This window comes from Peribacillus sp. P4_B1 (assembly GCF_056402395.1).
In genome coordinates this window covers 40,920-65,953 of the sequence record NZ_JBFUHM010000025.1, presented here as the reverse complement: position 1 = coordinate 65,953, position 25,034 = coordinate 40,920, and the positions used below count along the sequence as shown (strand labels likewise).

25 protein-coding genes and 1 riboswitch are annotated in these 25,034 nt (G+C 41.3%); of the genes, 5 read left to right on the top strand and 20 right to left on the bottom strand.

Annotated elements, in window-relative coordinates:
* Positions 1-411, top strand: a 411-nt coding sequence (locus AC1DVK_RS15575; RefSeq protein ID WP_477626849.1) for an integrase core domain-containing protein, incomplete at its 5' end; no start/stop codon positions are given.
* Positions 412-649: 238 nt separating this feature from the next.
* Here the strand turns inward: AC1DVK_RS15575 and AC1DVK_RS15570 are convergent.
* A complete protein-coding gene (locus AC1DVK_RS15570) occupies positions 650-850 on the bottom strand; it encodes a nucleic acid-binding protein (RefSeq protein WP_284469938.1) in 201 nt (66 codons plus the stop codon).
* 263 nt (positions 851-1,113) lie between these two features.
* Positions 1,114-1,214, top strand: a riboswitch (guanidine-I (ykkC/yxkD leader).
* A 72-nt stretch (positions 1,215-1,286) separates the two neighbouring features.
* On the opposite strand from AC1DVK_RS15570, the gene AC1DVK_RS15565 reads away from it, so the two are divergent.
* Together AC1DVK_RS15565 and AC1DVK_RS15560 are read left to right on the top strand one after the other, a co-directional pair.
* On the top strand, positions 1,287-1,628 hold the full coding sequence (locus AC1DVK_RS15565; RefSeq protein WP_061464505.1) for a DMT family transporter: 342 nt from the start codon (positions 1,287-1,289) through the stop codon (positions 1,626-1,628).
* A complete protein-coding gene (locus AC1DVK_RS15560) occupies positions 1,628-1,942 on the top strand; it encodes a DMT family transporter (protein WP_477626848.1) in 315 nt (104 codons plus the stop codon). Before AC1DVK_RS15565 ends, AC1DVK_RS15560 begins: the two co-directional genes overlap by 1 nt.
* Before the next feature lie 161 nt (positions 1,943-2,103).
* Here the strand turns inward: AC1DVK_RS15560 and AC1DVK_RS15555 are convergent, their stop codons facing one another.
* From AC1DVK_RS15555 to AC1DVK_RS15510, 10 genes are all read right to left on the bottom strand, one after another.
* Entirely contained in the window at positions 2,104-2,895 is a 792-nt protein-coding gene (locus AC1DVK_RS15555) for a DUF817 domain-containing protein (RefSeq protein ID WP_477626853.1), read from the bottom strand.
* A gap of 61 nt (positions 2,896-2,956) precedes the next feature.
* Positions 2,957-3,178, bottom strand: coding sequence for a helix-turn-helix domain-containing protein (locus AC1DVK_RS15550; RefSeq protein ID WP_477626847.1), 222 nt, complete (start codon positions 3,176-3,178; stop codon positions 2,957-2,959).
* 10 nt (positions 3,179-3,188) lie between these two features.
* Positions 3,189-3,671 carry a DUF2975 domain-containing protein gene (locus AC1DVK_RS15545; protein ID WP_477626846.1) on the bottom strand — a complete coding sequence of 161 codons (483 nt, stop codon included), beginning with the start codon at positions 3,669-3,671 and terminating at the stop codon, positions 3,189-3,191.
* A gap of 242 nt (positions 3,672-3,913) precedes the next feature.
* Positions 3,914-7,135, bottom strand: coding sequence for a DEAD/DEAH box helicase (locus tag AC1DVK_RS15540; protein WP_477626845.1), 3,222 nt, complete (start codon positions 7,133-7,135; stop codon positions 3,914-3,916).
* 191 nt (positions 7,136-7,326) lie between these two features.
* Positions 7,327-7,560 carry a YczF family membrane protein gene (locus AC1DVK_RS15535; RefSeq protein ID WP_318685284.1) on the bottom strand — a complete coding sequence of 78 codons (234 nt, stop codon included), beginning with the start codon at positions 7,558-7,560 and terminating at the stop codon, positions 7,327-7,329.
* Between the two features lie 17 nt (positions 7,561-7,577).
* Positions 7,578-8,696: a GerAB/ArcD/ProY family transporter gene (locus tag AC1DVK_RS15530; protein WP_477626844.1), complete on the bottom strand. Its 1,119-nt coding sequence runs from the start codon at positions 8,694-8,696 to the stop codon at positions 7,578-7,580.
* Positions 8,697-8,717: 21 nt separating this feature from the next.
* Positions 8,718-9,941 (bottom strand): Ger(x)C family spore germination protein, encoded by a 1,224-nt coding sequence (locus AC1DVK_RS15525; RefSeq protein ID WP_477626843.1) that lies wholly within the window; start codon positions 9,939-9,941, stop codon positions 8,718-8,720.
* Positions 9,931-11,562, bottom strand: coding sequence for a spore germination protein (locus AC1DVK_RS15520; RefSeq protein ID WP_477626842.1), 1,632 nt, complete (start codon positions 11,560-11,562; stop codon positions 9,931-9,933). Before AC1DVK_RS15520 ends, AC1DVK_RS15525 begins: the two co-directional genes overlap by 11 nt.
* Before the next feature lie 174 nt (positions 11,563-11,736).
* Positions 11,737-12,351, bottom strand: coding sequence for a DedA family protein (locus tag AC1DVK_RS15515; RefSeq protein ID WP_477626841.1), 615 nt, complete (start codon positions 12,349-12,351; stop codon positions 11,737-11,739).
* A gap of 82 nt (positions 12,352-12,433) precedes the next feature.
* Positions 12,434-13,084: a phosphatase PAP2 family protein gene (locus tag AC1DVK_RS15510; RefSeq protein WP_477626840.1), complete on the bottom strand. Its 651-nt coding sequence runs from the start codon at positions 13,082-13,084 to the stop codon at positions 12,434-12,436.
* 625 nt (positions 13,085-13,709) lie between these two features.
* Here AC1DVK_RS15510 and AC1DVK_RS15505 point away from each other — a divergent pair.
* Complete coding sequence (locus tag AC1DVK_RS15505) at positions 13,710-13,853, top strand: hypothetical protein (RefSeq protein WP_477626852.1); 144 nt, start codon at positions 13,710-13,712, stop codon at positions 13,851-13,853.
* 22 nt (positions 13,854-13,875) lie between these two features.
* On the opposite strand, the gene AC1DVK_RS15500 is transcribed toward AC1DVK_RS15505, so the two are convergent.
* The 7 genes from AC1DVK_RS15500 to pruA form a co-directional block, all read right to left on the bottom strand.
* On the bottom strand, positions 13,876-15,114 hold the full coding sequence (locus AC1DVK_RS15500; RefSeq protein WP_477626851.1) for a cytochrome P450: 1,239 nt from the start codon (positions 15,112-15,114) through the stop codon (positions 13,876-13,878).
* Between the two features lie 663 nt (positions 15,115-15,777).
* Positions 15,778-15,957: a DUF4083 domain-containing protein gene (locus AC1DVK_RS15495; protein ID WP_318685273.1), complete on the bottom strand. Its 180-nt coding sequence runs from the start codon at positions 15,955-15,957 to the stop codon at positions 15,778-15,780.
* A 126-nt stretch (positions 15,958-16,083) separates the two neighbouring features.
* On the bottom strand, positions 16,084-16,761 hold the full coding sequence (locus AC1DVK_RS15490) for a DUF975 family protein (RefSeq protein WP_477626839.1): 678 nt from the start codon (positions 16,759-16,761) through the stop codon (positions 16,084-16,086).
* A 486-nt stretch (positions 16,762-17,247) separates the two neighbouring features.
* Positions 17,248-17,502 (bottom strand): biotin/lipoyl attachment domain-containing protein, encoded by a 255-nt coding sequence (locus tag AC1DVK_RS15485; protein WP_477626838.1) that lies wholly within the window; start codon positions 17,500-17,502, stop codon positions 17,248-17,250.
* 38 nt (positions 17,503-17,540) lie between these two features.
* Complete coding sequence (locus tag AC1DVK_RS15480) at positions 17,541-18,806, bottom strand: Glu/Leu/Phe/Val family dehydrogenase (protein WP_410863017.1); 1,266 nt, start codon at positions 18,804-18,806, stop codon at positions 17,541-17,543.
* Positions 18,807-18,828: 22 nt separating this feature from the next.
* Positions 18,829-20,022: an ornithine--oxo-acid transaminase gene (locus AC1DVK_RS15475; protein ID WP_089364893.1), complete on the bottom strand. Its 1,194-nt coding sequence runs from the start codon at positions 20,020-20,022 to the stop codon at positions 18,829-18,831.
* A gap of 17 nt (positions 20,023-20,039) precedes the next feature.
* Complete coding sequence (gene pruA / locus AC1DVK_RS15470) at positions 20,040-21,587, bottom strand: L-glutamate gamma-semialdehyde dehydrogenase (RefSeq protein WP_061464524.1); 1,548 nt, start codon at positions 21,585-21,587, stop codon at positions 20,040-20,042.
* 381 nt (positions 21,588-21,968) lie between these two features.
* Between pruA and AC1DVK_RS15465 the strand changes: the two genes are divergently transcribed.
* Entirely contained in the window at positions 21,969-23,381 is a 1,413-nt protein-coding gene (locus AC1DVK_RS15465; protein ID WP_089364892.1) for a sigma-54 interaction domain-containing protein, read from the top strand.
* 91 nt (positions 23,382-23,472) lie between these two features.
* Here AC1DVK_RS15465 and AC1DVK_RS15460 read toward each other — a convergent pair whose 3' ends face one another.
* Both AC1DVK_RS15460 and AC1DVK_RS15455 read right to left on the bottom strand, forming a co-directional pair.
* On the bottom strand, positions 23,473-24,159 hold the full coding sequence (locus AC1DVK_RS15460) for an FMN-dependent NADH-azoreductase (protein WP_477626837.1): 687 nt from the start codon (positions 24,157-24,159) through the stop codon (positions 23,473-23,475).
* A gap of 29 nt (positions 24,160-24,188) precedes the next feature.
* Positions 24,189-25,034: a VOC family protein gene (locus AC1DVK_RS15455; RefSeq protein ID WP_477626836.1), complete on the bottom strand. Its 846-nt coding sequence runs from the start codon at positions 25,032-25,034 to the stop codon at positions 24,189-24,191.

Here is a 25,034-nt window from a genome sequence, read left to right as displayed (position 1 = left end):
GCTGTTACACGAGAAATCATCGCTTTTCACTTATCTAGAAGTCTCAAGATGGGGATTGTCTATCAGACATTGGAGAAGCTCTCTGATTCCCTAAAAGGTCTGATTCATCCTGAAGCGATCATTCATTCAGACCAAGGCGTTCATTATACACATCCTGAGTTCCAGCGCCGAGTGAAAGAACTAGGGCTGAAACAATCAATGTCCCGAAAGGGAAACTGTTGGGATAACGCCCCTATGGAATCATTCTTTGGCCATTTTAAAGATGAAGTTGATTATTTGGAGTGTCAAACTTTTGATGAGTTACACAGATTAATTGAAGAATATATGGAAGATTACAATACAAATCGTTGCCAATGGAGTCTAAATAGAATGACTCCCGCGCAATACGGGAGTCATCTATTAGCTGCTTAAATTATAGGTCTTTTTTTAAGACTGTCCATTTTGAAGGGCACAGTTCAAGATTTCGGGGCTTTTTTTGTCTTTTTATAGGAATACACAAGGAGATTATTTATCAAAAAGGAGTAGCGGAAAGCTCACAAATGACCTTATACCGTTCCTTTCTAATTTCTTGCTGTATCTATGTATAGAACCTATCAAAATGGAAATGTACCTCCAAAGCTCTTAAACACCGGTCAGCTGTATATATATTTTACTTCTTAAATTCTTTATACTCATCAATATAGAAAGCTACATAACCACAATTTGGACAAACAGATGCTTTAGGCTTTGCAGAAACTCTATTAAAAAGTCCTTTCTTTTGACTAATCATAATTCCATACATTCCTCCTTGAACATTTACATGGCAATCATCTATCATTTCAGTTTGGCACTGACTACAAATCTTTTTCATTATTAAGTCCCCTTTTTAAATTCAAAATCCATTTTAACATAAATATCCAACAAAAATTATATAAGAATAAAGGAGAACCCAACATCAAAGTTTCTTTAACATCGCTTTTTCTTTTCACTCCAAAACATTTCCCTTTTTCCTTATCAGAAAGATGAAGGGCATTTTTTATATGTGATATCCAGGCTGCAATCGATACGGGGTAAACAAAACTTTTACCTTGAGTAAGTTCAAAAAGTATGTATAATGAAAGGTAATTGTATATGTCAAAGGTTTTCTAGGGTTCCGCAGTGGGTCTTATTGCTGGTCTGGTCCGAGAGAAAACTCACAGCATGCTGTGTCACGGAAGGATAAAAGCCTGGGAGAAACCGTTTAACGGTTATCTCTTGGGCTTTTTTTGTTTTTTTGGTAAAGAATAAAATCGGAGGTGCGATATTTCATGGGCACAAACTGGATTAAAGTATTCATTGCAGCTTTTTTTGAAGTATTTTGGGTGATTGGCTTAAAACATGCAGATGACTTTTGGACTTGGTCTGGAACGGTCATTTCGATCATCATCAGTTTTTATTTGATGATTATGGCTGGCAGGAAGCTTCCTGTCGGAACGGTATATGCCGTTTTTGTCGGTATGGGGACCGCGGGGACCGTTTTTTCCGAAATCATTTTCTTTGGAGAATCCTTCAAGCTGAGCAAAATGCTATTGATCCTCCTCTTATTATCAGGGGTGATCGGCTTGAAGCTAGTGACTGATGATAAGGCTGAGAAAGGGGATGAATCTTAATGGCTTGGGTCTCTTTAATCTTAGCAGGGCTATTTGAAATGTTTGGGGTTGCGATGATAAATAAATTGCATAAAGACCGGAATTGGCAATCCTTGCTGCTGTTATTCATCGGATTTGGAGCAAGTTTTCTATTTCTTGCTTACGCCATGCAAACCTTGCCGATGGGGACAGCTTATGCTATCTGGACAGGGATTGGCGCATCAGGAGGAGCGATAATCGGGATGCTCTTATATGGAGAATCCAAAGAATGGAGAAGGATCGTTTTTATAGCCATGGTCCTTGGTGCAGCAGTGGGATTAAAACTTGTTTCATAGGAATGAATGAAGGCGATTTTTCGTAGAAATTCCAAAAGAGAAGAAGGAATATACACTACAATTCTTTATAAAAGCTTAGAAAATCAAAGACGGCACATATATTTTATGTGCCGTCTTTTTATCTAACTTGAATTAAGAAGAATTTTTCACGTGAAGTCATTTTATAAAAATTGACTTGCATCCATCTTAGTGGAATCTTTCCCCTTAATCTGTTTTAGCGTCGCTACTATAAGGAAGCTAACAATCACTAATAAGAGCCATGAGCTTACCTTTCCTAGATGAACGAGACTCCATGCATCGGTTTGGTTTGGATACTCCCAAGCTCCAAAGAATGTTGCGATATTTTCAGCTATCCATATAAAAAATCCGATGAGCACAAATGAAAGTGCGATTGGCATACGATAACGAGTTCCACCAACCTCGTATATGACCAATGATCGCCAAAAGACGATGATAACAAGTCCGGATAACCACCAACGAACATCAATCCAATAATGGTGTGTGAAAAAATTTAAATAAATAGCAGCAGCAAGAGGTACAACGACCAAATATGGTGGCCACTTGACCAGTTCGACCTTTAACCTCCTCCACGCCTGGCAAAGATAACTCGCTACACTTGCGTACATGAATCCGCTATAAAGAGGCACTCCAAAAATTTTGAAATATCCTTCCTCTGGATAAGTCCAGGAGCCCATATGTACCTTGAAAAGTTCAAGTGCAAGTCCAATAAGGTGGAACATTGTGATAACCTTTAGCTCATCCCTTGTTTCAAGCCTAGAACGCACCATCCACCACTGCATCAGAAGGCAGATGATGAGCAGCCAGTCATACCGTGGCAGGAAGGGAAGCGGAATGAATTTTGTAATGGCCAAAGAAGCAAAAATAACGGCAGGAAACAAACATGACAGGGCTTGCTCCCAACCAAAACGAACGAGTTGTTTCAGTGCTCTCATGATTGGTGCCTCCACTTTTTTAATGGTTAAATTCATGAGTAACTCCCCTTTCTTCCACTTTTTAACCTTGGGTTTCTTCATCATTTCGGTATTCTAAAATATCTCCGGGCTGACATTCCAAAGCCTTACAAATCGACTCTAAAGTGGATAGTCGAATCGCTTTTGCCTTACCGTTTTTCAATATGGAAAGGTTAGCCATCGTTATTCCAACCCTCTCAGAAAGTTCTGTAACACTCATTTTCCTTTTAGCGAGCATCACATCAATATTGATTATAATTGCCATGTTTTCCACCTCAGACTATTAAGTCATTTTCTGATTTTATATCGATGGCTTCTTGTAAAAGCCTTTGAAGAACAGCAGCAAAGACTGCAATCACCATTGAAGCAAAAATGACGACCAATCCGATTAATATGATACCTGGGGCGTCGTCCATTTCCGCCATGAGATAAAAGAGCGGCATGCCCGCCACATACAAGCTACTGATTGTGATTGCACAGTATTTTATCTTTTTTAAAGCTCTTACGGATAATTCCGAGAAAGCTTTGTTCTTGTCAATAAAGCTTAAAAGTTTAAAAGCTTGATATAGAGCAAAGTAAAATGGTATCGCAGAGGCATACAAATCGATTAAAACGAGATATTTCAAATAAGCCATATCCGGATACAATTCTGCTGCAAACTTCGCTATCCTAGGCACCAAAAAGATGCACAAAGCAAGAATCGGCATTCCAATAAGAATAACAGCTATCTTTAAAAAGATCGTTGACACTTGTTTCATAAAAAGCACCTCATTAATTTTTTGTCCATTTGAATTTAGCACACCTTTTATCGTATTACAATAAAACATTGTTGTTTTTTATTATATTATTATTGTTACCTAAATATCCTTTCCATTTTTAAAAAATATAAAAAAGCATTCCTCATTACGAAGAAATGCTCCATAACTAAACTATTCAATTCATAAATTAATAACTATGGTTCCCCTCAGCTCTACTGGTCTGCGTAACCGTATCCCTCTTCTTATATCATCAGGATTTCCCTGATATCCTCTTCTGTAAGTGCAGATGATGATTTTTCCCCAGGGTCGATGATTTCTTCAATAAGGTGTCTCTTTTTCTCTTGCAGTTCATTCATTTTTTCTTCAATTGTGCCACGGGCAACAAGTTTGATGACCTGGACCACATTCTTCTGCCCCATTCGATGGGCACGGTCCGCGGCTTGTTCTTCCACTGCTGGATTCCACCAAAGGTCATATAGAATGACTGTATCGGCACCCGTCAGATTGAGGCCCGTACCACCCGCTTTCAATGAAATGAGGAATACATCCCGTTCTCCTACATTAAACCGATTGCAGATTTCCACACGTTCCTTTGATGGAGTTTGTCCATCCAAGTAGAAAAAGGCCTGTCCTTTAATAGCCAAATCCCTGCCGATGATTTGAAGCATTTTTGTGAATTGCGAGAAAATCAGCACCCGTCTTCCAGAATGCTTCGATTCCTCGAGAATTTGCATCAGTTGCTCATATTTTGCCGAACTGCCTTTATAACCGTCCACAAACAAGGCGGGGTGACAGCATATTTGCCGAAGCCGGGTCAAGCCAGCGAGGATCCTGATCCGATTTTTCCTGAGGGTGTCCTTGTCCAAGTGTTTCAGCGTATCATGCCGCAGCTTCGCCAGATAGGCGCCGTACAGTTTCTTCTGATCTGGAAGCAGTTCCATCGATTCCAGCGATTCGACTTTTTCCGGGAGTTCCGCAAGCACATCCTCTTTCATTCTCCGCAGCAAAAATGGCCGGATTCTCCGGGAAATCTGTTTCCTTGAGAGGTTACTATACTCCTTTAACCCCATGAATAGCTCAGGGAATACCACATGGAAAAGGGACCAAAGTTCTTCTAGTGAATTCTCGATGGGTGTACCAGTTAACGCGAAGCGATGTGCCGCTTTTATTTTCTTGGCCGCTCGTGCCGTTTGTGTTCCTGGGTTCTTAAAGGCCTGTGCCTCATCAAAAAACACCGTATGGAAGTCCTCTTTTTCAAACCACGTGATATCCTTCCGGAGCAATGGATAAGAGGTGATCACTACATCCACGTCCATTACTTCCTTAAACAGCTTCGACCTTTCCTTTTTGTGGCCATCCACGACGACGGCTTGTATATCAGGGGCGAATTTAGTGAATTCGCTCAGCCAATTGTAGGTTAATGATGAAGGGCAGACAATAAGCGCAGGAACCCTTTTCTTACGGATTTCAGGCAGCTCCGATAAAATGAACGTGATGCTTTGCAGTGTTTTTCCCAGTCCCATATCATCAGCCAGAATCCCGCCAAATCCGTATTGGGCAAGTATTTTCATCCATTTGTAGCCGTTCTTTTGATAATCGCGCAAAATCGGCCCAAGACTATTTGGCACCCCGAACTCCAAGGCACTCGGATTCCCGATGTTATCCAAAAACTGACGGAATGATTCCTCTAATGTGAATGTCTGGCTATCATTAACGGAATCAAGGAGTTGCAGCCCTTTTACGATTGGCATGTTCAGACTGTTTTCCAGGTCTTCATTTTGTACGGGAAGTGCATTCAGAAACCGATTGATTTCCTCGAACTCCCTTGTTTCAAGGGAAAGCAGCGATCCATTTCTTAAACGATAGTACTTCCTTTTCTCTTCAAGCGCTGCTAAGACCTCACGTATATGTTTATCGGGGATCGCATCCATTTCAAATTTGAATTCGAGCCAATCAGTCCGTTCTTTTTTGATTTTGACCCTAATGCGGGGTGCAGCATTCCCACGGGAAATCCGGTTTCTGATAGCTGTCGTGGCATAGATTTGTACCAGCTTTTGAAGTTTTGGAACGATGTGGTATAAAAACTCATACTCCAGCTCTTCATTATGTAAGAAATAGCCGCCGTCAGTCTCGGCAAACAGGCTTTCCTTCATAAGCTTTAGTATCTCCGCCTCCTTATCCAAATCCCTTATAAGCATGGCGACCGCCTTGGATTCCTGTTTTTCCAATGGGTTGATCACGATATTTTCATAGTGGAATTCCAGCCCCGCAAGCAGCCTGTTTTTCACTCGATCCAAGTATAGCTTAGCAACCAGCGGCGTCTTCAAAAACAGTTCGGTGATGGACCTTGCTATATGGACTTCACCAAGCCTTTTCAAACCTGGCACCACTTTGTCCAGGAATAATTCCAGTTGGTCATGATGGATTGGAATCCGATTCATTCCCGAATCCTCGAGCATTTGCTTCAATTCTGAAAGGCGTTTGCAATCCTCTTTTCCGAGCTGAACCAAATTCCCTTCAAATAGGACCGTTTTGTATGCATTCATCACGATCATCTCATTCAAACCTTTAATATTCAGCTGATAATCTTCGCCCTCGCTTTGGGTAAAATCAAACTGTAAAGGAAGCGATTCGCCGGATAAACGAAGACCATCAAATGTATGGCCTCCATATGCAAGCTTCACCAATGGCGCCCTACCAAGGATTGGGACAAGTCTTTGAAAGGAAGATGGAGGCAGAAGTAATAAGTGATCGTCCATTGTATATTCAAATTTGTCCGTAAGGGTATCAACATAAACCTTTTCATCCGATATTACTGTAATAAGCTCCTGAAGCACTGCATCCGTTTCCTTATGAAAACAATGCAGTTCAGGATCATATAAAAATGAAAGGGTCAATTGGGCAGTTTTTCCTTCTTTTACCCGTTTCAGGAAATCCCGGACATTCAATAAATTAAAAGAACCGATTTTCATTTCCATTCCTAACATATATTGTCCAGTAACTATCCTTACAGGTTTACACGTAAACTCTGCATCAAGCAATTGCCTGTTTTCAAAGTGGAGCTGCTGACCGCTTTTGCGTACAGGCTGATTATTGAATAGGGTCAGCAAGCCCTCAGACAACTTCTTATTGGCTGAAATATCAGAACCAGGTACATTTAGGCCATCAGGGATCGTTCCCTCTCGCTGATGATCGCAAACCGACAGCAGTACGGCTGCAATATGCTGACAATCCCTTTGGTAGGAAGCTAGCGAAGGACAACTGCATGTAGTCTGAAAACCACCGACAGAATCCACTTCGATCGAGACATGGAAATCTTCCATTCCTTTAACCGCCGCTTCACAACCATCAGGACGGTAACTTTGAAATGTCACTTTATTGGCACGATGAAAAGCTTCCCCTCTTTTGAAGGAGACGGCCCCGCACATGTCTTTTATGATTTTTTGATTCAACTTGATATCCAAATTGCCGTCCTCCCTCCTGAGGTTTTTTTGTTTATTGATTTTACATTCCGCTGAAAAATAAAGCTCATTTAATCATCATACTATGAAACCGGTATACGAGGTTGCAAAAAAGCAAAAAGACAAACCCCTTCATTCAAATCAACACTTGAATGACGGAGTCTATCTTTAGTTCAGCAACAGGAATTGCAACTTTATTGTTGCCCTTTGACTTTGTTGCCTTTCTTTTTTTTTCGATAAATGAAGCTGAACAATAAGGACACAAGAAGAACAAGAAATAGGATCAGTTCAGCCGGGTCTTTCACCAAAAAAGGGTTCAAGGCATGCTTCATTGAATTATCCAAATCAAATCCTAAAAGAAAATCCATACCTAAAGAAAAGGCCACTAATGGAATCAGCAGCAAAACCGTAATACCGAAGATTTTCATTATTCATCTATCCCCTTTTAGGAACTTATTTTGGTGCTGGCCTTGCTTCTTTTTCGATTCTTAAAAAAGGCAATGATCAATAGAAGCATCGGGATGATCACTTGAAATGGGAGGTGGATATAGATCGGAACGGCGTCTAATCCTTCATGGATATGTTCCGAATAGCTGCTTGCTATTACAATGGAAATCAGTAAAATGACAAAGCCGATCGGATAAGCAAGTCTGGAGGGCTGTTTAACATTGAAAACATTCGCCGTACCCGTTAACGCCGCATAGGTAAATATACTTAACTTGATGAACCCGCCAATCATCAGCTTCAATAAAAAATAAACATCAAGGCGTTCGAGAAATCCAGCGATCTCAATGGACTGAATGAGTGTAAGCAGAGGATATTGCGAACGGGTTGTAAGATCCACTCCAAGTACCGCTACGTTTATAGCCATTGTACACGCGAGAAAAATACCTCCTGCAAACAAACCCCTGATCCCAGTTTTTTTCAGTTGCTGAGGTTCGTTCAAATAAGGAAAAATCATCAAAAAGACTATAATTTCGCCAAATGGAAAGTATATGGTTTCAGTAAAGGCCATTCTCATCATCTCCGCCCCACCGATTTCGAAAACGGGCTTTAAGTTGTTTAAATGGATCATGCCTGAAACGACTATCAGAAAAATGAATGTCAGGAAAAGTAAATTCTCCAAGACAAAAAACATTTCACCCGTCCTTGCCATTACCTCTACCCCTTTACGAACCGTAAATACCACTACCAAAATGAATGTTGCATTAGCAAAAAATAATGGAACGTGAGGATAGGCAAAAGTAAGCAGCGTCTCCCCGAAATCCCTCAACACCCTTGCAGCGAGATAGACGAAATAAAGAATGTATAAAAAGGCTACTATCCTTCCTATGAAGTCCCCCAGTATATTTCTTACAAAACCAGTTAACAGCTGATCAGGGTAGTATCGATAAAGACTATAATAAACGAAAAATAATAAAAAACCGCCTATCATCGCAATAAGAATGACTAGCCAAGCACCCTGTTTAGCATCTCCTGCAAGAGGAACCAATAGAGCACTGCCCATTTCAAACAGGAAAATAAGGACGAACAGCTGATAGCCGCTAATTTTTGCCTTTTCCACGAGGATGCCACTTCCTTCCCATTATTGATCACCCTTTTTAATATTTGAAAGATATGGCTTATTACGTAATCCTGTACGGCGAATGAAAGTCTCTACCTGTACCTGCGCCTCCAGCTTAGGAAAAGTATCATCGTCCCAATCCTTTTCTAACTTCTTCCATACTTTTGGATGGGATTCATGCATGATTTCACCAAATCCAAAAATATCGGATTTATTTTTTTGGGCCCGTACGATCGCATCTTCCATCTCCTTCTTCAAGTTCTTGGCTAACTTCTTTTCAATATCAATCAGGACGTGCGGACTACTTAGATTCAAGGGGACATCCACCTCGCGTATATCCCCTTCCGCACGGACCTTTATAAATATCTTAGGTTTACCATTTTCCATTTTCACCGAAACATTGGTTTTTTGGCGAATCACCTGATAGGTGATTGCGTCTTTTTTGCCCTTCCAATCCATGTTTAGATTGGTATTTTCAATCCTATCCAATACCCACATTGATCCGATTGCCTTATCACCATCCAGCCAGTCAACCAATTTCCCTTCTTTAAAAACACCTATGCCAGCTGCTCTAGGGTTGGCCTTAATATCTGAAGACTGGGTATTCTCCATTTTGTCCTCTTTATCTTTTTGACCGCTCACGGTAAAACCACTTATTATCGGTTCTTTACCTGTACTTACAAGATCCTTGATCACTTCTTGAAGATTGATATTGATACTTCCGCCATGCTGTTTTTCCGTAGATTCAATTGTCCTGATGATTTTTTCAGCTGTTACTTTATCGATTGCCGTCAGCGTTTCGACTATATTCCTAGCTTTTACACCACGGGCAATCACGATCCTCGTAGTCGCCCTAAATTCCGGGGAACGTTCAAAGGCATCAAAAATCGCGTTGATGCCCTCTTCTTTTGCTATTTCCTCACTTATGACAATCAGGTTTGCATGGGCAAAATACATATCCCTGGAAATTTTGGTTGAAGCAACACTATCCATTTCCAATATATTATCTCCGCTGGCCCTATAAATGGAGATGGGTGGATTTGTTCCGCCGCCCCCTTGAAGAGCTCCCGCCACATTGCTTGGATTAATAATTTGAAACGTTGCCACTAATTTCCCTTCTTTATTTTTATCGACTCCCACTGCCGAAACGATGGCCATTTCGTTTAATTCTTTTTTATCCCAACAGCCTGAGGTGAATGTAGTGCAGATTAACATCAAAAGCAGGACTGATCGTTTACGATTCATTGCCTTCACCTTTTTTCTGGTCAGAAGTTTTCATTCCACGCGATTCAGGAGGCAGTGGTCTTTGATTATCGCCTTCCCTTATCAGATTATTTTTGTTGGTTAATAATTTTGGCCGCTCTTTAAAGGCCCACATCGGCCTTCTGAAGAATGTGTCGCCTAACCCTTCCAGATCCAGAGGGGCCAGCGGCGTCATATAAGGGACTCCAAGTGAACGAAGGCTGCATAAATGGACAATAAGGGCGATAAAGGCTAAAATCATCCCATAAAAACCTAAAACACCGGCACAAATGATAAATCCGAAACGCACTATACGGGCTGAAATGGCTATTGCATAAGATGGGGTAGCAAAACTGGCAATCGCCGTGATCGAAACGATGATGACCATTGCCGGCGATACGATGCCAGCCTGGACTGCAGCCTGCCCAATCACCAATGCCCCTACAATGGACATGGTCGAACCGACAGCCTTTGGCATCCGTAGGCTTGCTTCTCTTAATATTTCAAAAGTCATTTCCATGAGAAGCGCTTCAATGACGGCCGGCAATGGAACCGTTTCCCTTTGGGCCGCAACGATGACCAGCAACTTCGTTGGGATCATTTCCTGGTGAAAGGTCGTGGCTGCAACATAGACAGCAGGCCCGATTATAGAGATTATAAAAACGATGATCCGTAAAAAGCGTGTGGCTGTAGCAATATCGAAGCGATTATAGTAATCTTCGACAGATTGGAAAAACTGGACGAATAAGGCCGGTGCCACCAAGACAAAAGGCGTTCCATTAACGAATATAGCCACTCTTCCTTCAAGCAGGTTCCCTGCGACCATATCCGGCCGTTCTGTATGATTAAGGGTTGGGAATGGCGTCATGACCTGGTCTTCTATCAATTGCTCAATATATCCTGATTCAAGAATGCTATCGATGTTAATTCGGTTTAAGCGCTTCTTGACCTCTTCGACGATCCCTTCCTTGGCAATCCCATTTATATACATGATGGAAACATCCGTTTTTGTCACGGTGCCTATTTTCATCGACTCTATCCATAAATCCGGGGTATTGATGATGCGGCGTAACATGGCGATGTTCGTTCCATTCGATTCCGTGAACCCTTCTCTTGATCCCCTGACAGTCAAATGCGTGCTTGGTTCCTGAATCGAGCGCCGTTCCCCCCCTTTTGTACTGGCAACCAAGGCTATGTTTATACCATCAACAAAAATGATGCTATCCCCTGATAATAATGACAAAAATAATTTTTCCCATTCCTTGACGGTTTCTACACCACCGAGGGAAATCACGTCTTCAGAGATTACATCCAACGCCTCTTGTGGAAGTATTTTTTCTGATAGATGAGGGTTTTTCATGATAGATTCAATTAAAAAATCCGTAACGCTTGGATTATCAACCAGACCCTGCACATACAAAATAGTCGTTTTTATTTCCGGATTTTGACCTATTTTCAACGTTCGGATAATAATGTCCGGACTGTTTCCCGTCTTTTTCTTCACGATCTCCAGATTAGTCGAAATGGAACTTTCAATATAATCAGGTGTTTTGGATTGACCTTCATCTTCCTTTTTCTTTTCATTTTGTTTCATTTGTCTTTTTTGTTTGAAAAAAGAACCCATAGCACCGAACCTCATTCCTTTTTCGTTTCACTCATTTTGTCCAAAGCACATTCCCTTTATTCTGAGTTCCACCTTCTTGCTCACACAAGAAAAAGGCTGTCGCAATGACAGCCTTTGGCGGTTATGTTCGGTTATGTAATGAAAGTGCCGTTTTTTTCGTTTGGCCCCAATCAATTATTTCCCTTTGCCTTTATTCCTTCTAAAAATCAAAACAACGAAAAGAACCAATAGCAAGGCCAATATTGCATAAACGACGTTGGAATAAATGTCCATATACCCTACAATATCTTCCCACGAAGATCCAACGGCCGCCCCGATATTCACCAAGATGACGTTCCAAATTAACGTACCGGATGTAGTGTATAGCAGAAAGAGCCAAAAGCTCATATGGGACATGCCTGCAGGTATCGAGATCAAGCTTCTGATCAGCGGAACGAGTCTACAGAAAAACACGGTCCATGCCCCGTACTTATCAAACCATGAATTCGCCTTATGGACGTCGGATACCGTTAACCGAAAAATATGCCCCCATCTATCCACGAACTTTTCAATTATTTTCACATCAAGAAGTAGACCAATCCCATAAAGGACGACCGCTCCTGCCACTGACCCCAGTGTCGAGGCAATCACGACACCGATAATTGTCATATTCGCCGTCGTCGTCATGAAACCGCCAAAAGTCAGAATGACCTCTGACGGGATCGGCGGGAAAATATTTTCCAATGCTATTAAAAGAAAGATTCCTATATACCCAAAATCATTCATGAATTCCGTAATCCAATTTTCCATTTAATCGCTCCTAACTGTAATGAGTCAATATCTGACCCTGTTACCCTCCGGCTGCTAATCTTGCAATAATCTTGTCCCTTTATTACATCTCTTTGTTCTTCCGCCGGTCTTGATACCTTTGAAAAAACCAAATGGAAATCGCAATCCAAAAACCACCCGCCAAATATCCGGCAATGATATCACTAGGATAATGGACCCCCAAGTATATTCGGCTTATACCTATTGAGAGGATCATCGACATGCTGAACAGAATCAATAGAACCCTTGCCCATTTAGCCGTAATATGACGCCATAGCAAAAATGTGAGAATACTGTATAAAGAGAATGCATTCATGGCATGTCCACTAGGGAAACTGTACCCCCCTATTTCGATGAGTCGATGTAAATCGGGCCGGGCGCGTCTAAAGAAAAGCTTAACCATCAAATTGAGAAGAGGTGAACCAATTATGACGGCACTGAATAAAATTAGTTCCAAACGATGCTTTAAAACCTTATATAAGAAAAACAATATGAACAAAGAAAGGATGATCAAGGCACTGGTTGAACCTATGTAGGTAAAGAACTTCATGATGCTCGTTAGTAAGGGCGATTCCAATCCCTGCACTAAGGCAATCACGACTTCATCAAATTTCAGGTATTCATTTGCACTTATGGTAAATGCAATGAAACTGAACCCTATTAAAGAAAGTACACTTACTATAAAGGCAATGGTTAATTGTTGCTTCAATCTCATAATAACATCCTTTCACTTTTGAAACCGTTTCAACTGGAAATATCTATTTTATCCTAATCTTCTTCATTATAGGCAGAATGTAAGGGCTTCATCGCCAGCAAACCTCAGCCAGAGGATGCCGGAGCACACTTCCATCTACTTTTTCATACTACCCTATTGGTCATTATCATCTCAACTTCAGGTTACTTTAGATCATATATTCACATGTATCGTTACATCTTCGGTTTCGATTCACTTACCATTTTGTTTAATCATTCTAATGATCGATCATGGCACAATCAAAATATACATATTTTGTATTTTCATTCTTAAACCAAAGGAAAAAGAAGCATGAATGTAAATTTCGGCAAGTAGCGAAAAATTATGCTGAATGGAGAAATGATTTACCGGATGAATTGATGGAAAGTTAAAAATGAGGGGAATGAACTTTGCTGAGGTTCAGGTGGCAGACCTATGTGCTGGATTTGGGGTTGGGCAGTACTTTATATAATGAAGGAGCAACGGTGATTGGTGTTGAACCATCAAAAAGGAATTGATCGAAGAAGCCAAGAATATCGATGGACAACAGATTATAGAATACTTTAACCCGGTATGCAGAAACCACTACCCTTAGTGATTTTTCGACATCGCATCCGTTTTAAGGGCTTGGCACTGGATTGACAGAGAAGAAGCTCTAAAGGAAGTGAGGCGGGTTTTAAAGGATATCGGTTCGTTTATCGTGATGGGTTCGGGATTCACTTCAACAAGCAAAAAACCTTATGCAGGTTAGTGCACAAGGTTCTTTTGGTTTTTTAATGTGTACGGCGTGCCTTAAGCGGTAGTGATGTCAAAGTTTGCCCTGTCGCTGAATCAGTAAGATTTTCTTCTACCTGGAATGTTGGCACCGCTTCAATATGCTTGAATTTCTTCAGGAATGTAGTAAGCGCAATCTTCGCTTCCAGCCTCGCTAGCGGAGCTCCTAGGCAGAAATGAGGACCATTCCCGAATGTTAAATGTTTCTTATTATTAGGGCGGTGGATATTAAGGGTGAAGGCGTCTTCAAACATCTCTTCGTCCAAATTAGCTGCACTCATCCAAACAACCACGTTTTCCCCTTTTTTCAATTCCACTCCCAATAGATCGTTATCTTCCTGTACGGTGCGATCTAATTTAATGAGATTGAATCGGAAACGGAGCATTTCTTCGACCGCCTGCGGAACCAAATCCAGGTTTTCATGTAATTCCTGATAAACTTTAACGTCATCATATAGCAGGGAATAAAAGCTATTGGCCAGTAAATGACTTGTTGTCTCGACCCCTGCTCCTAAAATCAGCATGGTCGTCCGGACAACCTCATCATCCGTAAACATTTCCCCATCCACTTCTGACTTCAATAGATCTGAGATGATATCATCTGCCGGGTTTAATCGTTTTTGCACAACAATTGGATACAAATATTGATAGTATTCTTTTGCTGCCACCTGCTTCAATTCATTTACTTCTTCCTGTTTTTCTTTATCAAAAGGAAGGAATAAGATATCCACCCATTTCTTAAACAATAAACGATCTTTCGAGGGAACACCCATTAAATCTGACATCACAATGATCGGAAGCGGACTCGTCAATGATTGCACAATATCGATTTCCGTTTCCTCATCCATTTGTCCAATCAATTCATCTGCAATTTCCTGGATGCGTGGTTCCCAGTTTTGAAGACTTCTAGGCGTGAATGCTGCGGCCAGCAGTGAACGGCGTTTTCTATGCTCAGGTGGATCACTTTCAGTTATTTTGATCTTTTCAGGGACTGCCCCTTCACCACTATCCGTTCCAACCGATATGGTAGTCCGTTTTCGAACACTTGAAAAATGTTTATAATCACTGAGAACCCGCTTCACATCTTCATATTTAAAAACATTCCACGTATCCGTTCCTTCGTGATAACTCACAGGGTCATTTTCTAACATCCGTTTACACCAAGCGTACGGACTAAATTCCTCCGTCCGTGTTTTAAACCTAGTAAATTCTTTTATTGCAATAACTTCTTTCATGATACCGACTCCTCCCACTTCTCAAAGATACCTAACAAAAGGATCGAATGTTCAGTATTCTTAAATCTCAGTCGATTTGAATAGGGTCGAGCATTCCTGATAGACTTTTACCATTTGCCTTAAACATGAATCTATTCCATTATAGGGTAAAACACTGCAGCAGACCATGCATCTTCCATACCAGCACCCTCACATGAAATTTGCCCCACATTCCCAACAACCTATGTAAAACTGCTTATTTTTGACAATTCCCTTTCTTTTTCTATTTTTTTATGTCTCTTAATTGATGTTTAAAATCCAATCCTCTTTTTCAAATTCGGAGACAGTGCTTTTGACCAAGTTATTTCAGTATAGATTTTTTATAATTGCCGGAGTTTGTAAAACCTGAACGTTGATTGGAACGCAGGGCACTCACTTTCCGCGGGCGGTCTTTGCCCTGTGGGGCCCCTTGGATATGCTTTTCCCGCATATATGGAATAAAACCATTACTAGATTGAAGAAATTTACGGCACTCCTGCCGAAACTGCTAGCCGAGACCCAAGAGGCGCTTGCGGCAAGGGAGCGAATATCTAAAATCAACTGGAATTTTTTCAAAGAAAAAAACTGCAGGCAAACTCGATTCTCATCGAGCTTGCTTGCAGTTGGAACGGCTGTACGATGCAGCCGTCAATTTTTGCCCCTTTTAATCAGTTCATGTAAATCATCCATTTTCTTTTCCATGATATCTAGTCTGGTTTTACGGTGCTTGCTGGAACGGAAAAGGGATACGGCGCCAACAATGATCAGGATTAGAAATACAAGGCAAAACAATTGGTATATCATATCAGCAATATTAAAACTACTCACTATGTGATCCCCCTAAAATGGCATTCTCAGTATTCTATTATACACCAGGCAAAATTAACATTTTAACCTTTTTAAGGAGAAACGAGAATAAAAAAACCGATAGCCAATTTGCTATCGGTTAATCTTTTATATCTCTATTTGTTTATCTTCAGTATCTTCTTGGGGCACAATCAGTTCATTATAGAATGCGGCCAATGTAGTTCCGACATAAGGAAACAACCATAGTAAACCAATTCCTATCGTGAACATGCAAAGGATGCCCCAACCTATGAAGCTTAGATGCATTAGGAAGTACTTCCATTTCAAGCCCTTCATTCTTTTTTTGCTTTCTGTAATGGCTTCAAGCACCGTGTATTCTGGATGATCCTTCAATAAGAAAAACACCTGCGAATAAGCGATGCTTTTGATGATACCGGGAATGATTAATAATAATGACCATAAAAAAATCAAAATAGCTTGTAAAATGGATGCCCCAATAAGCTTGAAAGAGGTTTTTCCATCCTTATAGATAGCGAATACTTCTGGAATATCAGGGTTTCCTTCCCTAACCAAATTCAGGTAGAACCAAGTGGTTGAAATGGTAAGCGGGATTAAGGCAATGGAAAAGACCATGCTGAAGATATCAGACCATAACGGTGTTTCTTCCTGCATGAACCATTGTGAAAACCCACCGCTTCCGATCACATCGACAATTATAGGTAAAATGAAATTGATCAAGAACAAGAGCAACATAAGCGAAACTGCTACTCCCCATTTACCTCCCAACGAATGAAGGGCTTTCCTTTTTAATTCTGAGATTCTCATACTCTGTAACTCCCCTTTTTTAAACGGAAGAATTCTGAACATTCACCATTTCATTGTAAATATGGATGAATTCAGAAAAACCGCTTTTTAATTGATGTCTAAATCTCACTTAGTATTTTAACATAATATTTCTAGCCATGGGCTTAAATTCCTAGAAAGCACTCACGGATAAAGAAAAACGGCTTAACCAGTTTCGAGCAATCAGGATCACCTCCCATCAGGCAATTAAATCGACTTAGCTTGTTTGTATAACAGTTTATGAAAGGGAATATGGCAATATGCCCTTTCCAAATGAAAAATACCTTCGCGAAACCATACCATGTTAAGGTGTATGGTCAGCGAAGGCGCTTTTATTTATCTTGGGTAAAAGTTTTTTCTTTATATAGTTCTTTTTTCCTTCCTGGCTTTGTCCTCCCCATTTATTGACCACAACAAAAAAAGAGCATCCCAAAGCTAAATCGCCTTGGAACGCCCTTTTTCCTATGATCAATCAGAGCCAGTTATAACGAAATCGTCTTGGAGCAAAGCTAAAGGAAGCTTTCTATTTATAGGATCCCCTGCCGAGACATTAATTTCAGTAATATGACCACTTGCACCAATTGAAACATCAATCAATTTCCCATCTTTCGTTTTCACTAAAAAGAGCCTCTCCCATTCATAAACATAGGAATTCTTTTGAACGTAAACTTGTTCGATGGTCCCATCCTGAGCACACTCGATGGTATGAATCGGTTTAAACACGGAATCACTCCTCCACCCTCCATTATTAGACTAAAAGCTTATACCCAGCCACGGAATATTGAGGCTTCTGCCATTTTTCTGACACCCACCATATATGCTGCCAGCCTCATATTCACTTTTCTTGTCTCGGACATTTCATATACTTGATTAAATGAATTGACCAATAACGCTTTTAATTTAGTTTGGACCTCTTCATCTTCCCAATAATAACCTTGATTATTTTGAACCCATTCAAAGTAAGAAACTGTCACACCGCCTGAACTTGCCAATACATCAGGTACGAGAAGCACATTGCGTTCCGTCAAGATCTTGGTCGCTTCCAATGTGGTAGGTCCATTCGCTGCCTCCACGACAATTTGGGCTTTGATAAGATGTGCATTTTCTTTGGTGATTTGATTGGAAATGGCAGCAGGCACTAAAATATCACAATCTTGTTCCAGAAGTTCCTGATTGGTGATTGTATGATCGAATAGTGTCGTTACCGTTCCAAAGCTATCCCTTTTATCAAGTAAGTAATCGATATCCAGACCATCCTGGTTATAAATGGCACCATATGCGTCCGAAATCCCAATTACTTTCGCACCTGCATCGTGCATGAATTTGGCTAAAAAGCTTCCTGCATTCCCAAACCCTTGGACGATGATGCGTGCACCTTTCAATTCTATACCCTTACGTTTTGCCGCTTCCTCGATACAGATGGTGACTCCTTGAGCAGTCGCCTTTTCCCTACCGTGTGAACCGCCCAGAACCAGTGGCTTACCTGTGATGAAACCAGGTGAATCGTGTTCTCTTATTCTACTGTATTCATCCATCATCCATGCCATGATTTGTGAATTCGTATAAACATCCGGGGCCGGAATATCTTTAGTCGGCCCAACTATTTGGCTGATCGCCCGAACATACCCACGGCTAAGTCTTTCCAATTCACCAATGGACATTTGGCGCGGATCACAGATGATGCCGCCTTTTCCTCCGCCATATGGCAGATTCACAATTCCGCATTTTAAACTCATCCACATTGAAAGTGCCTTGACTTCTTCCTCATCGACTTCTGGATGAAAACGGATTCCGCCTTTTGTCGGACCGACAGCATCGTTGTGCTGGGCACGGTACCCAGTGAATATCTTCGTCGTATTGTCATCCATTTTAATCGGAATCCGGACGGTCAGCATACGAAGAGGTTCCTTCAAAAGCTCGAACACTTCTTCAGAATAGCCAAGCTTATCAAGCGCCTCCTTGATTACGACCTGTGTTGAATCAAGCAAGCTGGCAGTTTCTTTTTCTTCTTTGACAGTTGTACTCAATGGAATTCACCTCATAGGTATATTAGGATAAAACTCTTTTAATGCGTTCGATTGCCCAATCCAAGTCTTCTTTAGTAATCACTAATGGCGGAGCAAAACGGATGACTGTATCATGTGTTTCTTTACATAGCAGTTTTTCTTCTTTAAGCTGCTCACAATAAGGTCTTGCAGCTTCTGTCAATTCAACCCCGATGAATAAGCCTCTACCACGGATTTCTTTAATCATCGGATTCTTGATTTCTTTTAAGCTATCCATAAAATATTGTCCAAGCTCCAATGAACGTTCCGCAAGCTTCTCATCTTCAAGTACTTCCAAAGAAGCGATGGAAACCGCACATGCCAATGGATTGCCGCCGAATGTAGAACCATGGGAACCAGGATTGAATACGCCAAGGATTTCGCGGTTTGCAGCTACGCAAGAGATCGGGAAAACCCCGCCGCCAAGCGCCTTGCCTAAAATGTACATATCCGGAACTACTCCATCCCAGTCAGAGGCGAACATTTTTCCTGAACGTCCAAGTCCTGATTGAATTTCATCAGAAATGAATAGGACATTATTTTCTTTACATAGTTCGTATGCTTCTTTTAAGAATCCTTGAGGCGGTATGATGATTCCAGCTTCACCTTGAATCGGTTCGATTAAAAATCCAGCCGTTTGCGGTGTAATCGCTTCTTTCAATGCATCAAGATCGCCATAAGGGATAAGCTTGACCCCTGGTAACATCGGTCCAAAGCCCCTTCTGTACTCTTCATCGGACGACAGGGACACGGCTGCCATTGTACGGCCATGGAAATTCCCGATACAAGCAATGATTTCCGCTTGGTTTTCTGCGATTCCTTTAACATCATAACCCCAGCGCCTAACAGCTTTGATTGCTGTTTCAACGGCTTCAGCACCCGTATTCATAGGAAGCGCCATGTCTTTTTGCGTAATGCGTGAAACCATTTCGTACCACGGGCCTAATTTATCACTATGGAATGCACGGGACGTCAATGTCACGCGATCGGCTTGTTTTTTTAATTCGTCGATGATTTTCGGATGCCTGTGACCTTGGTTCACTGCTGAATAGGCACTAAGCATATCCATATATTTGTTTCCTTCAGGATCTTCCACCCAAACTCCTTCTGCCTTCGAAATGACGATTGGAAGTGGATTATAATTGTTTGCACCATATTGTTCTGTTTGCTCGATTAATTTTTCCGTTACTGTTGTCATGTTGATTCCCCCTAAAATTATAGCGTTTCAGATGTTGTTTTTCCTTGAAGATGAAGAACTAAATAATCAGGACCGCCCGCTTTTGAATCTGTACCTGACATATTGAATCCGCCAAATGGCTGGTATCCGACAATGGCACCAGTACAGCCGCGATTGAAGTACAAGTTTCCTACGTGGAAATCTTCACGTGCTTGTTCGATATGTTCAATATTGTTCGAGATGACTGCACCTGTTAATCCATAATCCGTGTTATTGGCAATCTCGATTGCATGAGTGAAATCTTTTGCCTTACAGAAGGCTACCACTGGTCCGAAAATCTCTTCTTTCATGACTCGTGCATTCTCATCCACATCGGCAATGATGGTTGGCTGGATGAAGAAACCTTTTGAATTGTCCCCTTCTCCCCCTGCAACAAGTTTCCCTTCTTTTTTACCGATTTCAACATAGCTCATGACTTTGTCGTAAGCGGCTTGATCGATAACAGGACCCATGAAGTTGTTTACGTCCGTTGGTTCGCCGACCGTTTTTTCTTTCGTTAATTCAATGACACGATTCAAGACTTGGTCATATACATCTTCCACTATGACTGTCCGTGAACAAGCAGAACATTTTTGACCGGAGAATCCGAATGCAGAAGCGACGATGGATTGTGCTGCCAATTCCAAATCAGCTTCTTTATCAACAACGATCGTATCTTTACCGCCCATTTCAGCGATGACACGTTTCAACCAAATTTGGCCTTCATTTACTTTTGACGCACGCTCATAAATACGGATTCCCACATCACGAGATCCGGTAAAGCTGATGAAACGTGTACGAGGGTGATCTACCAAATAATCGCCAACTTCAGCACCGCTTCCTGGAATGAAGTTCACAACTCCTGCAGGTAATCCCGCTTCTTCCAACACTTCGATGAATTTAGCTGCAATGACCGGTGTTGTACTGGCCGGTTTCAATAAGACGGTATTTCCTGAAACAAGAGCCGCTGTCGTCATGCCTGCCATGATCGCAAACGGGAAATTCCAAGGTGAGATGATGACACCGACACCAAGTGGAATATAACTGAATGCATTGTGTTCAATCGGACGGCTTTCCACTGGCATTCCGTCTTTAAGTTTCAGCATTTGACGTGCGTAGTATTCCATGAAATCGATCGCTTCCGCTGTATCTGCATCTGCTTCATTCCAAGGTTTTCCTGCTTCTTTAACCAATAGAGCCGAGAAGTAGTGTTTTCTTCTCCGGACGATGGCTGCAGCCCTGAATAAAATATTTGCGCGCATTTCCGCTTTCGTTTTTCTCCAAGTTTGGAAAGTCTTATCCGCCGCTTGCATGGCTTGCTCAGCAAGATCCTTATTTGCTTTTGATACGGTTCCAATAACTTCTTCTTTATTTGCTGGGTTTACAGAGGTAATGACTTCATCAGTAAACACTTTTTCACCATTAATGACTAGCGGGTATTTCTTCCCTAAATCATTAGCTACATCATTCAATGCCACTTGAAAAGCTTTATTGTTTTCTTCGATTTTAAAATTAGTAAATGGTTCGTGTTTATATGGTTGGACCATTATGGCTCATCTCCCTAAAGTTTTATATTTTTTTCTCTCGCTTATTAAACAAGCAAGTTCCGTGCCAACTTTTCATTTTTTTGAAAAAACATTGTTTTTTCATAAAATATGCAATGAAATTCAGCACTTATGGGGCAATATTGGCATAGCATGCCATTTATTTTTGCTCTAGCCCCTATTTTTTTCACTTAAACCTTACACTTTTTATTAATGCAAGATTCATGCCAACGTGTAAAATCAAAAAAAAGGGCATTTTTATCCTTTTTCCGCAAAATATTTTTGCACTTCAATGCAAAATAATCTTGCTGTGCAAATTTTATTTGCACCTTTTCTATATTTCTACTACAATAGCTCTAAGAAATGTAAAAAGGGGAGGCATCCATGTATTTAGATCAAATCGTTAAAATAGAAGGTTTTCAAACCATCCTCCACTCGCTTGTGGATGTAATCGATATCGGGATACACATAATCGATATAAAAGGACGAACCATTGTTTATAACAAAAAAATGGCTGAAATTGAAGGAATGGAATCGGAAGAAGTATTAGGGAAAAAGATTCACGAGATCTTTATATTCAAGGAAGAAACGGAGAGCACATTAATACGGGCACTTCATTCTGGAAGGAAAACCGAAAACTCGAAGCAGACCTACTTCAATAATCTCGGACAAGAAATTACAACAATCAATAATACGTTTCCGATTTTGGATCAGAACCAAAATATCATTGGAGCAATTGAAGTGGCAAAGGATATAACGAATCTCGAAAGAATCATTAAAGATAATATCTTGAATAAGGGCGATACCAAATATACGTTTGACAGCATCATCGGAACGAGTGAAAATTTCCTGGAAGTCATAGAAAAGTGCAAGCGCTCGACCAGGACGGCATCCTCCATCCTCATCGTTGGGGAAACGGGCACCGGAAAAGAGCTCTTCGCCCAAAGCATCCATAATGGCAGCAGCCGTTCGACACAACCTTTCATCAGCCAAAACTGTGCTGCCCTGCCAGACAGTCTAATTGAAGGAATACTCTTCGGCACAAAGAAAGGCGCCTTCACCGGATCAATCGAAAGACCTGGATTATTCGAACAGGCACAGGGCGGTACCATCCTGCTAGATGAAATCAACTCATTAAATCCGAACATGCAAGCGAAATTATTACGGGCCCTTCAAGAAAGGACGATTCGCCGTGTTGGGGATACTAAGGATAAAAAAATTGACGTTCGGGTCATTGCAACGATAAATGAAGATCCGATAGATGCCATTTCAAATGATCATTTACGAAAGGATTTATATTATCGATTAAGCGTCGTATCGTTATTCATCCCACCCCTTCGTGAACGGAAAGAGGATATTCCTTTGCTGGCACAATCCTTCATCGAGAAATTCAATGCGCTGTTCGAATTGAATATTGAAGGGATTAGCGAGGAGGTCTACTCACTATTTTATGATTACGACTGGCCCGGGAACGTAAGGGAACTTGAACATATCATTGAGGGGGCCATGAATTTACTGGAACCTGGCGATACAAAGATTGCCATCAATCACCTTCCCACTCTCTTTAGAAAGAAAGCCCATTTTGAAGACATTCATCCCGAGAAAAAAGATGTCAAAACAAATGGAGATCTACAGGAGTCGACCTTATCTCTTGATGATTATATCGCCAATACTGAAAAGCAATACTTGGAGAAGATATTAAAGGAACATGGCATGAATATCTCTCAAGCAGCTAAAGCCCTGAATATCAGCCGCCAAAGTCTTCAATATCGTTTGAAAAAGTATCAGGATAAATAACCACAAAGAAGGCCCCCATTGATATGTGGGGGCCTTCTTTGCTCGTTTATCCTGTAACTATGCGATTCCTTTCATTAGAAAAACTTCGCAATCAGAATGTTTCAGCCGCTTTTGCAACGTTTTCCAAACCATCCGCGATGATTTTTTGAGTCCGATCCGGATACTGATTATGTCCTTCAATGACCACTGCCTCCGGATTGTTGATTCCCCACAGGCTAATGATGTTTTTAACTAAATTCACGGCCATTTCAGCAGAAGCCATTCCTTCCAATGCATAATCCGAACCGCGGGCATTCAATAGCATGACCTTTTTATCGCCAGCATACCCAACTGGTCCCTCCGCCGTATAATTGAACATTTTACCTGCTTGTGCCAAATAGGAAAGGTATGTGATCAGCGGTGCAGGAACCGTTGCGTTCCATAGAGGGAAAGCGACTACCACTTTATCCATGGCTAGGAATTGATTTAAATATTGGTCAACCAGATTTGCCGCTTTTTCCTCTTCGGCTGTCAGTTCAAGACCCTGGTTGCGTTTATACAAACCAGTAATGGCTGTATTCCCATAGTAAGGGAGTTCTTCTTTAAATAAATCCAACTCGGTCACTTCATCTGTACGGTGTGTCTCTTTATATGTTTCTAAAAATGTGTCATACATTTTCGAGCTGATTGCTTGATCTGCTGGACGATCATTCACTTTAACGAATAATACTTTTGTCATTTGTCCATTCTCCCCTGCCGCGGTTTCTTTATTTCCAAATAATCTACTTAAGAATCCCATTATCCTCACCCTTGCTTTCTGCTTTAAATTCAGACGACTAAATGAATCTCATTGCCTGATGGATCTGTTACACTGAAAAACTCTTCTTTTTCCGTGACGACAGCCCCGATTTCTTTAAGTTGCTCCCTTACCTTGTTTCTCGCATCTTCATCTGCAAAAACGAGGGTATACCAGTTCAGCCCCACACTATTTTCCTTTGGAGCAGGGGCGCCAACGCCATTCCATGTGTTCAACCCGATGTGGTGATGATATCCCCCGGTGGAAGTGAAGAGCGCTCCTCCATATCTATTCACGACGGTAAACCCAAGACCTTGCATGTAAAACTCCTCCGTTTTACGTAAATCTGATACATGCAGGTGTATATGTCCCATTAATGTACCTGCAGGCAGCGCACTCCACTCGCCACTACTTTCTTCCAGAAGGTCATTTCCATCCAACGGATCCGTGCCCATCGCAACCTCCCCATCAGCCCATCTCCAATCGGTGGACGGCCGGTCAGAGTATACTTCGATGCCATTGCCCTCCGGATCGGTAATGTACAGCGCTTCACTCACTTCATGATCCGCCGCTCCAAATGGATATTTCGTTTGAAGTAAATGGCGTAAAAAAATCGATAAGTCTGCACGGGTCGGCAGCAAAAGGGCAAAGTGATATAAGCCCGTCGTCCGCCCTTCTTTCGGAATCACATCAGCAGGCTGCTCAAGTGTAAGCAACGGGGTTTTTCCGTCTGTCGTTAAAACAGCTTGCCTTTCTGTTTTCTTCAATACTTGAAGACCGATGATATCTTGATAAAAAGTGATGGCATTTTTCAAATCCAAAACATTAATACTGACTTCGCCAACAAAAGTTACTGGTTTTTGATGAAAATTCTCCAT

Excerpts from the sequence above, each read along its gene's own strand:
- AC1DVK_RS15570 (WP_284469938.1), bottom strand. The coding sequence starts at position 850 with ATGAAAAAGATTTGTAGTCAGTGCCAAACTGAAATGATAGATGATTGC.
- AC1DVK_RS15565 (WP_061464505.1), top strand. The coding sequence starts at position 1,287 with ATGGGCACAAACTGGATTAAAGTATTCATTGCAGCTTTTTTTGAAGTA.
- AC1DVK_RS15560 (WP_477626848.1), top strand. The coding sequence starts at position 1,628 with ATGGCTTGGGTCTCTTTAATCTTAGCAGGGCTATTTGAAATGTTTGGG.
- AC1DVK_RS15555 (WP_477626853.1), bottom strand. The coding sequence starts at position 2,895 with ATGAGAGCACTGAAACAACTCGTTCGTTTTGGTTGGGAGCAAGCCCTG.
- AC1DVK_RS15550 (WP_477626847.1), bottom strand. The coding sequence starts at position 3,178 with ATGGCAATTATAATCAATATTGATGTGATGCTCGCTAAAAGGAAAATG.
- AC1DVK_RS15545 (WP_477626846.1), bottom strand. The coding sequence starts at position 3,671 with ATGAAACAAGTGTCAACGATCTTTTTAAAGATAGCTGTTATTCTTATT.
- AC1DVK_RS15535 (WP_318685284.1), bottom strand. The coding sequence starts at position 7,560 with ATGAAAATCTTCGGTATTACGGTTTTGCTGCTGATTCCATTAGTGGCC.
- AC1DVK_RS15525 (WP_477626843.1), bottom strand. The coding sequence starts at position 9,941 with ATGAATCGTAAACGATCAGTCCTGCTTTTGATGTTAATCTGCACTACA.
- AC1DVK_RS15520 (WP_477626842.1), bottom strand. The coding sequence starts at position 11,562 with ATGGGTTCTTTTTTCAAACAAAAAAGACAAATGAAACAAAATGAAAAG.
- AC1DVK_RS15515 (WP_477626841.1), bottom strand. The coding sequence starts at position 12,351 with ATGGAAAATTGGATTACGGAATTCATGAATGATTTTGGGTATATAGGA.
- AC1DVK_RS15510 (WP_477626840.1), bottom strand. The coding sequence starts at position 13,084 with ATGAGATTGAAGCAACAATTAACCATTGCCTTTATAGTAAGTGTACTT.
- AC1DVK_RS15490 (WP_477626839.1), bottom strand. The coding sequence starts at position 16,761 with ATGAGAATCTCAGAATTAAAAAGGAAAGCCCTTCATTCGTTGGGAGGT.
- AC1DVK_RS15475 (WP_089364893.1), bottom strand. The coding sequence starts at position 20,022 with ATGACAACAGTAACGGAAAAATTAATCGAGCAAACAGAACAATATGGT.
- pruA (WP_061464524.1), bottom strand. The coding sequence starts at position 21,587 with ATGGTCCAACCATATAAACACGAACCATTTACTAATTTTAAAATCGAA.
- AC1DVK_RS15465 (WP_089364892.1), top strand. The coding sequence starts at position 21,969 with ATGTATTTAGATCAAATCGTTAAAATAGAAGGTTTTCAAACCATCCTC.
- AC1DVK_RS15460 (WP_477626837.1), bottom strand. The coding sequence starts at position 24,159 with ATGGGATTCTTAAGTAGATTATTTGGAAATAAAGAAACCGCGGCAGGG.
- AC1DVK_RS15455 (WP_477626836.1), bottom strand. The coding sequence starts at position 25,034 with ATGGAGAATTTTCATCAAAAACCAGTAACTTTTGTTGGCGAAGTCAGT.